Raw genomic sequence first — 15757 nt, forward strand, 5'->3', positions numbered from 1 at the left:
ACGATTGGGGATGTGGAAAGGGATGATGCCACCGTCTCCGACCAGTCAAACCAGTCCCACCCAGCCCAACAGGACGAGAAGCCGAAGTCCCGCGGTCCGCAGCCGACCACTGGGGCGTCCACACCGGAAAAACCGCAGGAAGAACAGCGCGGGGAGCTCGGCTACGACGGTACTGCGACCATCGCAGTGGCCGGGATGGGTGGCGCGGGGGATACGTCCGTGGCTCCGTGGTCGACCGCGAAGGTGCCGATTGCGATTGCCGCGCTGCGGAATGATCCGAGCCTGCAGGAAGCGATGACGCAGGCGATCCAGAACTCCGACAATGCGGCGGCGGAAACGCTATGGGGCTCGCTGGGATCTCCGGAGCAAGCTGCAGAGGCGACTAGCGCGGTGATCCGCGAGGGCGGCAGTAGTGCACGGGTGGAGTCCCAGGTGGTGCGCCCGGGGTTTAGTTCCTTCGGGCAGAGCGACTGGTCGCTGAGCGAACAGGCCGATTTCGCCTCTCACCTGCGGTGTATCCGGGGGTCGGAGTCAGTGGTTTCCGCCATGGGCAACATCGGCAACGGCGGGGGCTATGGGTTGGGGACGATCCCGGGAGCGATCTTCAAGGGTGGCTGGGGGCCGAACGCCGCGGGCGCGTATGGGCTACGGCAGTTTGGGCTGATCCCGAAGTCCGATGGCGCGGGCTCGGGCTACGTGGCCGTGGCCATTGCAGTGGAAAGCCCGGATGGTAGCTACGAGTCCGGGCAGGCGGAGCTGACGGCGGCGGCGGAGTTCCTGCGGTCGAAGGTGAACAGCCTGCCGGAAGCGGCCTGCTAATCGCGGGGAAGGTATTCAGTTAGCGACGCTTAACCAGTAGGGTGTTGGTTATGCGTTCTCATTATCTAGCCGAGCCCGCCACGGAAGGCCTGTCTGCGCGTGCGGCGGCAAAGGAACAACGACGGGTGGAGCTGTTGCGTGCTGCCGCCACGATCATGGCGAACAAGGGATTCCATGGGACGCGCCTGGAGGAGGTCGGGCACGCCGTGGGGGTATCCGGGCCGGCGGTGTATCGGCACTTTTCCGGCAAAGAGGAGATTCTGACGGAGCTGATGACGGGCATCTCGGAGCACCTGCTTTCCGAGGCGCGCAAGATCGTCGACGGCCTGGAGGATCCGCGTGAGCGTCTGGCGGTGCTGATCGACTTCCAGGTGGACTTTGCACTGTCCCAGCCGGAGCTAATTCGCCTGCATAACCGTGAACTTTTCCGTATGGGGGAGGAAGGGCGCGGGCGCGTGCGTTCCGCACAGGGCAGTTATTTGAAGATGTTTGCGGAGGCGTTGGGGGAGATGGACGCGCGCTACAAGGGGGAGGCGGGGCGTATTACTGCGCAGCTGGTGATGGGGATGATTAACTCCTCGGAATTGACGCATAGCTGGGCGTCTACCGCGTTGGTGCGACGGCAGACTGCGGCTGCGGCGCGTGCTGCGGTGGGTCTGGCTTAAAGGGGGAGTACTGCTTTCGGGGGTAGTTAAAGAGGGGAAACTTTTTAGATTCACTAGCAAAAGTGGTCTAAGTCACTTAAGGTGACGGCAACAAGTTAGTTAATCGCTTGTAACTGAAACTGAGGTGCGGGGCGTTCGGTAGCTCTCCAGCACTCGCATCCCGTCACCTTCCGTCACCTTCCGTCATCTTCCTAGGAGCTGCATACGTGGATACTGCAACCACCCAAGCGACAGATCCGGCCAACCCCCGCGGCGCCGCTCGCGAAATCCCGAGCCACCGCGAGCTCGTCGAAGAGCTTCGCCAGCGCCTCACCCGTGCTCAGGCCGGAGGAGGGGAGAAGGCACGCAAGCGCCACACCGACCGCGGCAAGCTGCTGCCGCGCGACCGCATCCGCCTGCTGCTGGACCCCGGCAGCCCGTTCCTGGAGATCGCGCCGCTGGCGGCCGAAGAGATGTACGACGGCAAGGCTCCAGCGGCGGGCATCGTCGCCGGAGTCGGGCTCGTGAGCGGTCGCCTGTGCCTGATCGCCGCTAATGACGCCACCGTCTCCGGCGGTACCTACTACCCGATGACCGTGAAGAAGCACCTCCGCGCCCAGGAGATCGCCGAGCAGAACCACCTGCCGTGCATCTACCTGGTGGATTCCGGCGGCGCGATGCTGCTGCAGCAGGACGACGTGTTCCCAGACCGCAACCACTTTGGCCGCATTTTCTTCAACCAAGCCAACCTGTCGGCCAAGGGCATCCCGCAGCTGTCCGCCGTCATGGGCTCCTGCACCGCAGGTGGCGCCTACGTCCCCGCCATGAGCGACGAGACCATCATCGTGGAGAACCAGGGCACCATCTTCCTGGCCGGCCCGCCTCTGGTGAAGGCCGCCACCGGCGAGGACGTCACCCCCGAGGAGCTCGGCGGCGGTGCGATGCACTCCCGCATCTCCGGCGTGACGGATCACCTGGCAGCCGACGACGAGGACGCGCTGCGGATCATGCGCAACATCGTCGAGACCCTGCCGGAATCCAAGCCGACCCCCTGGAAGCGCAGCACCCCCGTGCCGGCCCCGCGCCCGCAGGAGGACCTCTACGACATCGTGCCTACCGACCCGAAGATTCCCTACGATGCGCACGAGGTTATCGAAACCCTGTGTGACGAGGGCAGCCTGTCGGAGTTCAAGAGCGAATACGGCAACAGCATCATCACGACGTTCGCCCGGCTGGAAGGCCACCAGGTTGGAGTGATCGCCAACAACGGCATCATCTTCTCCGAAGCCGCCATGAAGGGCGCACACTTCATCGAGCTCTGCGAGCAGCGGAATATCCCCATCATCTTTCTGCAGAACACCACCGGCTTCATGGTGGGGCGTCAATACGAAGAGGGCGGCATCGCGAAGCACGGGGCGAAGATGGTGAACGCCGTGGCCACCGCATCGGTGCCCAAGCTCACCGTCGTCACCGGCGCTGCCTTTGGCGCGGGCAACTACTCGATGTGCGGGCGGGCCTACTCGCCGCGCTTCTTGTGGATGTGGCCGAACGCGCGCATCGCGGTTATGGGCGGCCCGCAGGCGGCCATGACCCTCTCCACCGTCCGCCGCGCGCAGATCGAGCGCCGGGGCGAGGAATGGTCGGCCGAGGAGCAAGAGGCTTTCGAGGCTCCCATCCGCGAGATGTTCGACGAGAAATCCACCTGCTGGTACTCCACCGCGCGCCTGTGGGACGACGGGGTGATCGACCCCGCGGACACCCGCCGCACCCTCGCCATGGCCCTCGACATCTGCGCCCAGGCTCCGCGCGAGGAAACCGGTTTCGGCGTATTCCGCATGTAACTCCTGTTCAAGCTACCTACGTACCCACCACAAGAAAGAGATACTGACGTGAGTGACACACATGCTCTCACCGGCCCGTTCGATACGGTGCTGGTCGCCAACCGCGGCGAGATCGCCCTGCGCGTGATCCGCACCGTGCATCGCATGGGGCTGAAGGTCGTGGCCGTTTACTCCGAGGCGGATTCCGCCGCGCCGCACGTGCACGCTGCCGACAAGGCCGTGTGCTTGGGCCCTGCCGCCGCTGCGGAGTCTTACCTAAACATCGATAAGGTTATTGACGCCGCCAAGGCGACCGGCGCCGGCGCCATCCACCCCGGCTACGGCTTCCTCTCGGAGAACGCGACCTTCGCCAAGCGTTGCGAGGACGAGGGAATCATCTTCATCGGCCCGCCCGCCGGCGCCATCGACAAGATGGGCGACAAGATCACCGCCCGCGCCACCGTGGAATCCCGCGACGTGCCGACCGTGCCCGGTATCTCCCGGCCGAATCTAACGGACCAGGAGATCATCGACGCTGCCGACTCGGTGGGCTTCCCGGTGCTGATTAAGCCTTCCGCCGGCGGTGGCGGCAAGGGAATGCACCTGGTGGAGGAGCCGGAGAAGCTCGCCAGCGCGCTGGTTTCCGCCCGCCGCGAGGCCGCCAGCTCCTTCGGCGACGACACGCTGTTCCTGGAGCACTTCGTGGACACGCCCCGACACATCGAGGTGCAGATCGTCGCCGACTCCCACGGCAACGTCATCCACCTGGGCGAGCGCGAGTGCTCGTTGCAGCGCCGTCACCAGAAGGTCATCGAGGAAGCGCCGTCGGCCCTGCTGGATGAAAAGACCCGGCAGGAGATCGGCGAGGCCGCCTGCGACGCTGCCCGGGCCTGCGGCTACTGCGGTGCGGGCACCGTGGAGTTCATCGTCTCCGCCAAGCAGCCCGAGCGCTTCTTCTTCATGGAGATGAACACCCGCCTGCAGGTCGAGCACCCAGTCACGGAGATGGTCACCGGCCGCGACCTGGTGGAGTGGCAGATCCGCGTGGCCCGCGGCGAGGCCCTGCCGATCACGCAGGACGATGTGCAGCTCAACGGCCACTCGGTGGAGGCCCGCGTCTACGCCGAGGATGCCGCCGCCGGGTTCCTGCCCACCGGCGGACTGATCACGGGTCTTTCCTGGCCGCGTGGGGAAGGGATTCGTGTGGACGCCGGCGTGGTGGAGGGCCAAGAGGTCAGCTCCGACTACGACCCAATGCTGGCGAAGATCATCACCCACGCCGACACGCGCGAAGAGGCCCTCGAGCGCCTGGATCAGGCGCTTTCCCACACCCGCATCGAGGGACTGACCACCAACATCGACTTCAACCGCTTCCTGGTCACCCGCCCGGAGGTCGTGGCGGGAGACCTGCACACCGGACTGCTCGACTCCATTGTCGAAGAGTTCCAGCCCCGCGAGGTTCCCGCGGATACCTTCGCCGTCGCACTGCTGCACCTGGCTGGGGCGCTGGTTGGCGGAGCCGAAGGGGCGTCCGAAACAAAGGCAACCGCAACCCCGCTGGGCAGTGTGTGGACCGCACGCGACGGCTGGCGCGGCGCTGGGCACCGTGCCCCGCTGCGGCTGGTGCTGGCGGATCCGAGTGGCGTCACGGCGCCGGTGGAAGCCCGCGCGGAGTACAACGACGGCAGCTGGGAGGTGCAGCTCACTCCGCTGACCAGCGGTGACGACGAGGACGCGCCGGTGCAGACCGAGACCAGGAGCATCCAGGTGGTCGCCAACCCGCAGGTTAGTGCCACCGAATGGCGGCTCTCCTTCGACGGCGGCCCGGCAGAAAAGTGGAGCGCCACTGCCAACGGCAGCATCACCGGCCCGCACGGCACGCACGTGGTGGATGTGTTCTCCGGCACTGCGCACGACGCGGAAGCCGCCTCGGAGGAGTCTCCGGACATTCTGAGCCCCATGCCCGGCACGGTCATCGCCGTAGAAGTAGCCGACGGCGACGAGGTCGCCGAGGGTCAGCCCGTGATCGTCATCGAGGCCATGAAGATGGAGCACACCCTGGAGGCCACCTGCGACGGGCGGGTCAAGATCCACGCTGCCGTCGGCCAGAAGGTCGGCACCGGAGAAGTCCTGGCGGAGGTCATCGCCGCCGACAGTGCCGATGGTGCCGATACGGCTGCTAGCTAAGAACTTCACTTCACACACATCCCCCCGTAACCCAGACACCCACCCCAGAAATCCAACCCGGAAATCCAACCCAGAAAGAGGACCCAAACCATGAGCCAGAGCACCAAGAACCGCAACCCCTACCTCTCCGACGAGCTGCACGAGCTGCGCGACGCAGTCGAGGACTTCGCCAACCGCGTGGTCGACCCCGTCGCCGCCCAGCACGACCGCGACCACACCTTCCCCTACGACGTCGTCCGCCAAATGGGAGAAATGGGGCTGTTCGGCCTGCCGATCTCCGAGGAATACGGCGGCATGGGCGGCGACTACATGGCCCTCGGCGTGGCCCTGGAGGAGCTCGCCCGCGTGGACCAGTCCGTCGCCATCACCCTGGAGGCCGGAGTTTCCCTGGGAATCATGCCGATCTACCGCTTCGGCAGCGACAAGCAGAAGGAGACCTACCTGCCCAACCTGGTGGCGGGCAAGAACCTGGCGGGCTTCGGCCTGACCGAGCCTGAGGCCGGATCGGATGCTGGTGGCACCAAGACCACCGCCAAGCTCGACGGCGGCGAGTGGGTCATCAACGGCTCCAAGCAGTTCATCACCAACTCCGGCACGGACATCACCTCCCTGGTCACCGCCACCGCCGTCACCGGCCAGCGGGAGAACGGGAAGAAGGAAATCTCCGCCATCATCGTGCCCAGCGGCACTCCTGGTTTTACTGCTGAGCCTTCGTACAACAAGGTCGGCTGGAATGCCTCCGATACCCATCCGCTGACCTTCGACAACGTCCGCGTTCCGGAGGAGAACCTCGTCGGCGAGCGCGGCCGCGGTTTCGCCTACTTCCTGTCCATCCTCGAAGAAGGCCGCATTGCCATCGCTGCGCTAGCCACGGGTGCTGCCCAAGGCTGTGTGGACGAGTGCGTGCGCTACGCCAAGGAGCGCACCAGCTTCGGCAAGCCGATCTCCGAGTACCAGGCCATCAGCTTCAAGATCGCCCGCATGGAAGCCCGCGCCTGGACCGCCCGCCAGGCCTGGTATGCCGTCGCGGCGAAGATGGCCGCGGGGGAGAACTTCAGCAAGGAAGCCTCCATAGCCAAGATGGTTGCCTCCGAGGCCGCGATGGATAACGCCCGCGATGCCACGCAGATCCACGGCGGCTACGGATTCATGAACGAGTACCGCGTTGCCCGCCACTACCGCGACTCCAAGATCCTCGAGATCGGCGAGGGCACCACCGAGGTGCAGCAAATGCTCATCGCCCGAGCCCTGGGCGTGTAAGCCGCACGTCGATGGGCGCGGGGACGAGAAGGCGTCAATAAAAGAGCACCAGTAGCCAAACGAAAAGTATAGGAGACCAGCGACAATGAGCACAGAAAAAGAAGTTGTGCAGCGCGGCCTGTGGTTCGAGGAGTTCACCGAGGGCGTGGTCTACCGGCACCAACCTGGGCGCACCGTCACCGAGGCGGATAACACCCTGTTCACCACCATGACCATGAACACCCAGCCGCTGCACATCGACGCGGCATGGGCTGCCACGCAGGATGGCTTCCGTGGCGAGCGGCTGGTGAACTCCATGTTCACCCTGTCCACGGTGGTGGGCCTATCCGTCAGCCAGCTTTCCTTGGGCACCATCGTGGCTAACCTGGGGTTCAGCGAGATTTCCTTCCCCGCGCCCATGTTCCACGGCGATACCCTGTACGCCGAAACGCGCTGCGTGGGTAAGCGACTGTCGAAGTCGCGTCCCGGGCAGGGCATCGTGGAGCTGGAGCACATCGGGCGCAACCAGGACGGCACCATCGTGTGCAAGGCCACCCGCAAGACCTTGATGCAGTGCGCACCGGAAGGGGCGGGTGAAGATGTCTAACACTGCATGGCTACCACAAGGCCCCGCGCTGCTGTTCGCCCCGGCCGACCGCCCCGAGCGCTTCGCCAAGGCCGCCGACCGTTCCGACATGGTCATCCTCGACCTCGAGGACGGCTGCCGTGCCGAGAACCGCGCCGAGGCCAGGCAGAACGTGATCCACGCGGACCTGGATCTGGAGCGCACCATCGTGCGCATTAACCCCATCGATTCGCCGGATTTCGCCGCGGACCTTGCCGCCGTCACGGACTCGCCGTTTAGGACCGTGATGGTGCCGAAGGTGGAAAGCGCTCTTGTTCTTGGTGACGCCGACTCCAACCGCCGTGCGCTTCCCGAAGACTTTCGCGCAATCGCCCTGATCGAAACTCCCAAGGGCGTGGTGAACCTCGCGGAGATCACCGCGGACCCGCAGGTGGTGGCTCTGTTCTGGGGTGCCGAGGACCTCACTGCGGCACTCGGTGGGACGAGCTCCCGCTACGGCGTCGGGGAAGTTCCTACCCCCGGTGGCGGGCCGTCCGGCAACCCGGGAGGCTACCGCGAGGTTCCGCGCCTGACCCGTGCAATGGTGCTGCTGCACGCAGCCGCTGCGGGCATCGTGGCGCTGGATTCCATCCACGCGGACACGAAGGATACGGAAGGTGCCAGCGCCGAGGCCATCGACGCAGCCGCCAGTGGCTTCGCCGGCACCGTTTCGATCCACCCCGGACTGGTGCCCGTCATCCGCGAGGCCTACGCGCCCACCGAGGAACAAGCCACCTGGGCGCGCCGGGTCATCGAAGGGGCGGCCGAGAACTCCGGAGCGTTTGCGCTGGACGGCCAGATGATCGATGCGCCCCTGCTGCGCCAGGCCGAAGTGATCGCCGCCAGGATTCGCTAGTTCCCCCTCTTGCTGACCCGCTTTTTCACCCCGCCCATTCCACCCGCCCACCCGACTTTGCTGCAACGCAAGATTCCTTTCCCACGAAAAGGTTGATAACCATGACTACCCCGACTCGTAACGACCGCCCGATTGTTATTTCCGACCCGGCGGATCTGGACCCCACCCTGTCGCACCAGGTTGGACGCACCGACGTAGACCTGCTGGACGAGACCATCGGCCAGTGCCTCGCCCGCATCGTGGCTGAGTACCCGGACCACGACGCGATCATCGACTTCTACGGTGATGTGCACCTGACGTACACGGAGTTCTACCGCAAGGTGCAGCGTCTGGCCTCCGGCCTACACGCTGCCGGTTACCGCAAGGGCGACCGCATCGGCATCTGGGCGCCCAACCGCTGGGAGTGGACGCTGGTGCAATTCGCTACCGCCGAGATCGGCGCGATCCTGGTCTGCATCAACCCGTCCTACCGCCACAAGGAGCTGGTCTACGCCATGGGCCAGTCCGGTGTGAAGGGCTTGTTCTCCGCGGGCCGCTTCAAGGACTCGAACTACCGCGCGATGATCGACACGGCGGAAAGCCAGTTCAGCCGCCACAACTACAAGGAGACGATCTTCTTCGGGTCCGAGCGTTGGGACGAGCTGGCCAACCACGCGATCCTGGACCTGAATCCGGTGCGCGAGCAGCTGCACCCGGACGATCCCATCAACATCCAGTACACCTCCGGCACCACCGGTATGGCCAAGGGTGCCACCCTGACCCACCGCAACATCCTGAACAACGGCTACCTGGTGGGGGAGACCCTGCAGTACACCGACCAGGATAAAGTCGTCATCCCCGTTCCTTTCTTCCACTGCTTCGGCATGGTGATGGGCAATCTGGGTGCCATCACCCACGGTGCAACGACGATCATTGCCGGCCCGGTGTTCAACCCACAGTCGGTGCTAGAGGCCGTTGAGCACGGCAAGGCCACCAGCCTGTTCGGCGTGCCGACGATGTTCATGGCAGAGCTTGACGAGATCGAGCACGCCAAGGCCAAGGGAAAGACCTATGACCTTTCCAGCCTGCGCACCGGCATCATGTCCGGCACCGCATGCCCCACCCGCACGATGCGGCAGGTGATGGACATCATGAACATCAACGAGATCACCATCGCCTACGGCATGACGGAAACCTCGCCGGTGAACCACCAGACGCTGGTGGACGACCCGATCGAAAAGCGCGTGGGTACCGTCGGCCGCCCCAACCCGCACATCGAAGTGAAGATCGTGGACCCCGAGACCGGCGAGACCGTGAAGCGTGGCGAGCAGGGTGAAATCCTGATCCGCGGATTCCTGGTGATGCAGGGCTACTGGGATATGCCCGGCAAGACGGCGGACGCCATTGACGAGGACGGCTGGATGCACTCCGGCGACCTGGGAACGATGGACGAGGAAGGCTACGCGCGCATCACCGGACGCGCGAAGGACATGGTGATCCGCGGCGGAGAGAACCTCTACCCGCGGGAAATCGAAGAATTCCTCATGACGCACCCGGACATCTCCGACGTGCAGGTCGTGGGCGTGCCGGACGAGAAGTACGGCGAGGAGCTGATGGCCTTCATCATCATGCGCGAGGACGCCGAGCCGTTGGACCAGGCGGCAGTTCGTGAGTTCTGCGCTGGCGACCTGACCCGCCACAAGATCCCGAAGTACGTCGAGTGCGTGGACTCCTTCCCGATGACGCTTTCGGGCAAGGTCCGCAAGGTGGAGCTGCGCGAGCACGCGGTGGAGCTGCTCGGGATCTACCAGAAATAAGCACCAACCCGAACCCCCAAACCCAAACAGAGCCCAAATTGACTCAAACAGAAAGGAAGCAACCGTGAGCACCACAGCGCCACATCACTCAAAACTGCGCACTGCCGCGGAGGCAATCGCTGACATTCAAGACGGCGCCACCCTGGCTGTCGGCGGATTCGGGGTGTGCGGCATCCCGCAGGTCCTGCTCGAAGAACTCAGCCGCACGCAGGTCAAAGACCTGGAAGCGGTAAGTAACAACGCCGGCCTGGATGGCCGTGGCCTGGGGCTGCTGTTGGCGAACCACCAGCTGCGCCGCATCGTGGCCAGCTACGTCGGCGAGAACAAGGAGTTCGCCCGCCAATACCTAGACGGCGAGCTCGAGGTAGAGCTCACCCCACAGGGCACCCTGGCGGAGAGGCTGCGCGCCGGCGGTTCCGGCATCGGCGCCTTCTTCACCCGCACCGGCGTGGGCACGCTCGTCGCCGAGGGCGGCATGCCGTGGAAGTACGACCAGGCGGACAAGACCAAAGTGGAGATCGCTTCCCCTGCCAAGGAAACCCGCACCATCGACGGCGAGGACTACGTGCTGGAAACCGCCATCCGCGCCGACTTCGGCCTGGTCCGCGCCGCCGTGGCCGACAAGGACGGCAACCTGCGCTTCGCCAAGACCGCCCGCAACTTCAATCCCCTGGCTGCCATGAGCGGCAAAATCTGCATCGTGGAGGCCGAGAAGGTTGTGGAGGTCGGCGAGCTCGATCCGGACGACATTCACCTGCCCGGCGTGTTCGTCCACCGAATCGTGGAACTTTCCCCGGAACAGGCAGCCGACAAAATGATTGAAAAGGAGACCGTGCGATGACCGGCTGGACTAGGCAAGAAATGGCCGCCCGTGCCGCCCAGGAGCTCGAAGACGGCCAGTACGTAAACCTCGGCATCGGCATGCCCACTCTGGTGCCGAACTATGTGCCGGAGGGTGTGACCGTTTCCCTGCAATCGGAAAACGGCATGCTGGGCATCGGCCCCTACCCGGAAGCGGGCCACGCAGACCCGGACCTCATTAATGCAGGCAAGGAGACAGTGACGGCGCTGCCCGGCACCAGCTACTTCGATTCCGCCCTAAGCTTCGGCATGATCCGCGCGGGCAAGATCGACGTCGCCATCCTCGGTGCTATGGAGGTCAACGCCCGCGGAGACATCGCCAACTGGATGGTGCCCGGCAAGATGGTCAAGGGTATGGGTGGCGCCATGGATCTGGTCGTCGGCGCGCGCCGGGTGATCGTCCTCATGGACCACACCACCAAGACCGGGGAGCCGAAGCTCATCGAGGAGCTCACTCTGCCGACTACCGGCCTCGGTGTGGTCGATCGGATCATTACTGACCTTGCGGTTTTCGACCGCGACGAAGATGGGCTGACACTGGTGGAGCTGGCACCCGGCGTCACCAAAGAAGAGGTAGAAGAAAAGACCGCAGTGCCGTTTAGGACGGCGCTGGGGTAGACCCCCAATCGGCTTCGCTGGGCCATCGTTCGTGCCATACTTGAGGGCACGACGCAGGCTTTTTTAAGCGATGACGCCACTAGTTTCGAAAGTTAGGATTTATCAGATGACCTTGCAGGAAGACCCGAAGGACATTGTCGTTGTAGGCGCAGCACGCACCCCGCAGGGACGCATGCTCGGCGCGCTGGCGAAGAAGAGCGCGGTCGATCTGGGTGCAGAGACCATCAAGGCCGTGCTGGAGCGCTCCGGTGTGTCGGCGGATGCCGTGGATTACGTGCTGATGGGCCAGGTTGTGCAGGCGGGCTCCGGGCAGAACCCCGCGAAGCAGTCCGCCGTGGCCGCAGGTATCCCGATGAACGTCCCCGCCATGACCGTGAACAAGGTGTGCCTGTCCGGCCTGGATGCCGTGATTAACGCCTCCCGCCTGATCCGTCTGGGTGACGCCAGCATCGTCGTCGCCGGTGGCCAGGAGTCCATGACGAACGCCCCGCACATCGCCGCGGGCGTTCGCGCGGGTAAGGGCTACGGCTCCCTGGCGCTGCAGGATTCCCTGGAGCGCGACGGCCTGTCCGACCCGAACGAGGGCACCGCCATGGGCCTGGAGACCGACGAGGGCAACGCCGAGCGCGGCATCACCCGCGAGGAGCAGGACGAGATCGCAGCCCGCTCCCACCAGCTGGCCGAGGCCGCTACCAACGACGGTGTCTTCAACGACGAGATCGTCTCCATCGAGGTCAAGGGCCGCAAGGAGACCGTGACCGTCTCCGCCGACGAGGGCATCCGCCCCGGCACCACCGCCGAGGGACTGGCGAAGCTGCGCCCGGCTTTCGTGAAGGACGGCACCATCACCGCAGCCTCTGCCTCCCAGATCTCCGACGGTGCGGCAGCGGTGGTGCTGACCACCCGCGAGAACGCGGAAGCCAAGGGCCTGGAGATCCTGGCCACCCTGGGCGAGTACGGCCAGACCGCCGGTCCGGACACCAAGCTGCACTCCCAGCCGTCGCAGGCTACCGCCGCGGCGTTGAAGAAGGCCGGCTGGGAGGCCAGCGAACTGGACTTTCTGGAGATCAACGAGGCCTTCGCTTCCGTTGTCGCCCAGTCCATCAAGGACCTGGACTACCCGCTGGAGAAGACCAACATCCACGGCGGCGGCATTTCCCTGGGCCACCCGATCGGTGCCTCCGGTGCCCGCCTGGTGGTTCACGCGGCGCACGAGCTGAAGCGCCGCGGCTCCGGCAAGGCTGCCGTTTCCCTGTGTGGCGGCGGCGGTCAGGGTGACGCGCTGCTGCTGTGGCGCTAGGAACGCGGTCAGGCGCCGGTGGCGATATTCGAACTGGTGCTTTCAAAAAGCTGCTGCCGCTGGCAGTCGGCGCGGTAGCGGTGTGTGCGTGCTGCGCCATAGCCGCAGCTGATCCGCAGACCCCGGGCGGGATGATCCCAGAATGCCCCACGAAGGCACTATTCGGATTTAACTGCCCCGGCTGCGGATCGATGCGCATGATCCAGGCGCTGGTTCAGGGGGATTTCAGCGCCGCGCTGCACTACAACGCGGTTGGGATCCTCGCCGTCATCTTGTTGATTTGGAGCTGGGTGGCCTGGACCGCACGATCATGGGGGAAACGAATTCCCAACTGGGAACATTTCCGACATGCCCCCATGGCAGTGGGGGTAGTGATCGGGCTATGGTTCATCGCGCGCATTTTGCCGTTCTCGCCGTTTCTAGAATTGCGCGTATAGTTTCTTTCGGTTCGGGAACATTCTGCGCTGCTTTGGTATTTTAATGACGTATTTCAGTTACCAACCAACTCCAAGAAGTTAGCCGAGGAAGTCAGTGACCAACCCATACGATCAGAACCCTTCCAACGAGGACCCTTTCGGCCAGCAGGGAAACCAGGGGTACCCCTACAACAGCGGGTATAACCAGAACTCGAGCCAGAACCAGCCGCCGAGTTACGGCAGCTATCAGAACAACAGTTACCCGAATCAGTCCGCCGGCTACGGCGCGCAGCTGGGGCAGAGTTACCAGCCGGGCGTGGGTAGCACCCCGCCGGATAACTGGATGTGGGCGACTATTCTAGCCACCCTTCTGTGCTGCCTGCCCCTCGGCGCAGTGGGAATCTACTACTCCTCACAGGTAGAAAGCCGCTGGTACCGCGGCGATTATTCAGGTGCACAGGATGCGTCGGACAAGGCGAAGAACCTGGCCATCGCATCCGCAGTGGTAGTTCCTGTCTTTATCTTCCTGTACTTCGGCATTTTCGTCGGAGTCCTGGGCCTAAGCTTGAGCGAACTATCTGAAACTTAGAAGCACCATAATCAGCGCCATCACCGGTAGCGCGAGCCCCGTGGAAACCACCGCGGTGTCTCGCGCTAGAACTTTATTCACACCGAAACGCTGGGCGTAGGTGAATACGTTTTGCCCGGTCGGGAGAGCCGCCAGGAGAACCATGGCCAAAAGTAACTGGGACGGGGCGTCACAAAGAAAAACGCCGTAGAACGCGGCGATGGCGGGGTGCACGACAGTTTTGACGAGCGACGCTGCCCACACGGCGCGACGGGGCGACAGACCAGGCTGGAGCACGCGCACTTCCGCCATGGACATGCCGAAGGCGATCAGTGCACAGCCGACGGTGGCATCCGCGATGATCTCCAGCGGGTCAGCGACGATCGTCGGCAGGGTGAAGCCCGTGCTGTGCTGCAGCAACGAGATGACGATACCGATGGCGGCGCCGATGATAAGCGGATTCTTCAAGATCGTCAGCAGAGTGGAGCGCACAAAGTTCGTGGCCTGCTTACCGGTGCGCATATCCAGGGCAAGCACGCTTAGCGGGCCGTAAAAACCAACCTGGAAGAGGATCACCGGGAGAGTGAGCGTGGGGTCGTCCATCAGATGCGCGGCTAGCGGGATGCCCAGGTTGGAGCCGTTGCAGTAGGTACAGGCCAGCATAGCGATGATGGAATCCTCGGTGGACCGTCGCGTAATCCAGCGATAGCCGAGGAAAGCCAAGAAGCCCGTGGTGAGGGTGGACAGTGTCACGACCAGTAGGTTCGGGCCGAATAGTTGGGCAATGTCCGTCTTGGACATGAACGTGATCAGCGTGCAGGGCAGCGCAATCCAGAACACGAACATGTTGAGGGTATAGACCGCATTGGGGCCTAAAAGCCGAAGACGCCCTACTCCGAAGCCGATCGCTATGACGAAGATGACGACGGCGAAACCGGAGAGGACGTTCAACATGAGGCTCTGTTAAGTGTTTGCGCCTTAAGCGCAGTAGTCGCGACCTTAGTTAACCCCGTAGTACGCGGACTTGTCCACCACGTAGGCGTTGGCGAACTTATCGGTGAAGGACTGCTTCTCCGAGTTCTGGCCGATGGTCACGCCCACTGCAATGTAGACGACAAGCTGCAGAAAAGCACCGACGTTCGGGATCGCACCCAGGGCAACGCCGATGATGTACCAGCTGTTGCGCTTCAGCGACTCCACAGGTTCGATGTTCTGCCCGTCGGCGTTAACCACTCGGGCGCCGATAGCCATCTTGCCGAGGGTGGCTCCCTTCTTGGACTCCATGAGAACACGGTAGGTCAACCAAACGACCAGCATGATGACGCTGGAGATCATCACCTTGGTGGTCGGGTAGGGCACGTCCACGGCATCGGGGGACTCTGCGTTGACAGTGGCCTGGAACCAGTCCATCAGGTCCTGACCAGCGATAGCGAACATCACAACGCTGCCGATAACCACCTGAACCAAGAGGCTGTCGATGATGAGAGCCAGCAGGCGCTTCCAAGCGCCCGGGCGGTCGTTGCCGAACATGGCACCGTTATTGGCCGCAGCATTCGGGAATGCAGGGGCGCCGTAGGCATTGGGTGCGCCGGCGCCGTAGTTGCCGTCGCCGTAGCCACCCTGCTCAGCACCGTAACCGGCCTGCTCGGCTCCATAGCTGTTCTGTTCAGCGCCATAGCCGGCCTGCTCGTAGGGGTTGGAGTCGCCGGAGTTACCGCCGGTGTAGCTGTTGTAATCCGGCAGATCATTGGAACCAAAGTCGCCGTTGGGATAGTTGTTGTTATTGCTCAACTGCAGGCTTCCTAACTGTTGTTCGGCTTGCGCCCGATGGGGGCAGCGCCCCTTCTCAACCCGGCAGGCAAAGGGGAGCGCGTAAGAGTTTTACTGTGCAAGCTTAGCGAAGAATGCCGACAGGCCGCCGGGCGGGTGGCAAAAAGGCACGAAAAAGACCCGCCGCCTAGCTCGCGCTTTCGCACGGGGCGGTGGGTCTTGATCGTGTCTGTTAAAC

At 63.9% G+C, this 15757-nt stretch carries 15 protein-coding genes; 13 read left to right on the forward strand and 2 right to left on the reverse strand.

What is annotated here, in order from left to right; all coding sequences use genetic code 11:
* The first annotated feature begins 12 nt into the window (after positions 1 to 12).
* The 13 genes from QKE30_RS01680 (at position 13) to QKE30_RS01740 (ending at position 13770) form a co-directional block, all read left to right on the forward strand.
* On the forward strand, positions 13 to 819 hold the full coding sequence (locus QKE30_RS01680) for a hypothetical protein (protein WP_347933932.1): 807 nt from the start codon (positions 13 to 15) through the stop codon (positions 817 to 819).
* A 50-nt stretch (positions 820 to 869) separates the two neighbouring features.
* Positions 870 to 1484, forward strand: a complete 615-nt coding sequence (locus QKE30_RS01685; protein WP_239202678.1) for a TetR/AcrR family transcriptional regulator — start codon at positions 870 to 872, stop codon at positions 1482 to 1484.
* Between the two features lie 266 nt (positions 1485 to 1750).
* Positions 1751 to 3304 (forward strand): carboxyl transferase domain-containing protein, encoded by a 1554-nt coding sequence (locus QKE30_RS01690; protein WP_347934072.1) that lies wholly within the window; start codon positions 1751 to 1753, stop codon positions 3302 to 3304.
* 48 nt (positions 3305 to 3352) lie between these two features.
* Positions 3353 to 5470, forward strand: a complete 2118-nt coding sequence (locus QKE30_RS01695) for an acetyl-CoA carboxylase biotin carboxylase subunit (RefSeq protein WP_347933933.1) — start codon at positions 3353 to 3355, stop codon at positions 5468 to 5470.
* A gap of 90 nt (positions 5471 to 5560) precedes the next feature.
* On the forward strand, positions 5561 to 6730 hold the full coding sequence (locus QKE30_RS01700; RefSeq protein WP_347933934.1) for an acyl-CoA dehydrogenase family protein: 1170 nt from the start codon (positions 5561 to 5563) through the stop codon (positions 6728 to 6730).
* 85 nt (positions 6731 to 6815) lie between these two features.
* A complete protein-coding gene (locus QKE30_RS01705) occupies positions 6816 to 7316 on the forward strand; it encodes a MaoC family dehydratase (protein WP_347933935.1) in 501 nt (166 codons plus the stop codon).
* Complete coding sequence (locus QKE30_RS01710) at positions 7309 to 8190, forward strand: CoA ester lyase (RefSeq protein ID WP_347933936.1); 882 nt, start codon at positions 7309 to 7311, stop codon at positions 8188 to 8190. Before QKE30_RS01705 ends, QKE30_RS01710 begins: the two co-directional genes overlap by 8 nt.
* 101 nt (positions 8191 to 8291) lie before the next feature.
* A complete protein-coding gene (locus QKE30_RS01715) occupies positions 8292 to 9986 on the forward strand; it encodes an AMP-binding protein (RefSeq protein WP_347933937.1) in 1695 nt (564 codons plus the stop codon).
* 64 nt (positions 9987 to 10050) lie between these two features.
* On the forward strand, positions 10051 to 10827 hold the full coding sequence (locus QKE30_RS01720; protein ID WP_347933938.1) for a CoA transferase subunit A: 777 nt from the start codon (positions 10051 to 10053) through the stop codon (positions 10825 to 10827).
* Entirely contained in the window at positions 10824 to 11465 is a 642-nt protein-coding gene (locus tag QKE30_RS01725) for a CoA transferase subunit B (RefSeq protein WP_035009459.1), read from the forward strand. The genes QKE30_RS01720 and QKE30_RS01725 overlap by 4 nt, the downstream gene beginning before the upstream one ends.
* Positions 11466 to 11571: 106 nt before the next feature.
* A complete protein-coding gene (locus tag QKE30_RS01730) occupies positions 11572 to 12765 on the forward strand; it encodes an acetyl-CoA C-acetyltransferase (protein WP_347933939.1) in 1194 nt (397 codons plus the stop codon).
* Positions 12766 to 12962: 197 nt separating this feature from the next.
* Positions 12963 to 13202 (forward strand): DUF2752 domain-containing protein, encoded by a 240-nt coding sequence (locus QKE30_RS01735; protein ID WP_347933940.1) that lies wholly within the window; start codon positions 12963 to 12965, stop codon positions 13200 to 13202.
* Between the two features lie 94 nt (positions 13203 to 13296).
* Positions 13297 to 13770: a CD225/dispanin family protein gene (locus QKE30_RS01740; protein WP_347933941.1), complete on the forward strand. Its 474-nt coding sequence runs from the start codon at positions 13297 to 13299 to the stop codon at positions 13768 to 13770.
* Here QKE30_RS01740 and QKE30_RS01745 read toward each other — a convergent pair.
* Complete coding sequence (locus QKE30_RS01745; protein WP_347933942.1) at positions 13756 to 14703, reverse strand: AEC family transporter; 948 nt, start codon at positions 14701 to 14703, stop codon at positions 13756 to 13758. The two genes, QKE30_RS01740 and QKE30_RS01745, sit on opposite strands and share 15 nt — an antisense overlap.
* Positions 14704 to 14748: 45 nt before the next feature.
* Complete coding sequence (locus tag QKE30_RS01750; protein WP_241476796.1) at positions 14749 to 15540, reverse strand: RDD family protein; 792 nt, start codon at positions 15538 to 15540, stop codon at positions 14749 to 14751.
* Positions 15541 to 15757: the final 217 nt, after the last annotated feature.

Origin of the sequence: Corynebacterium sp. c24Ua_83 (genome assembly GCF_039907245.1) — a bacterium.
In the GTDB taxonomy this organism is placed as follows: Bacteria; Actinomycetota; Actinomycetes; order Mycobacteriales; family Mycobacteriaceae; genus Corynebacterium.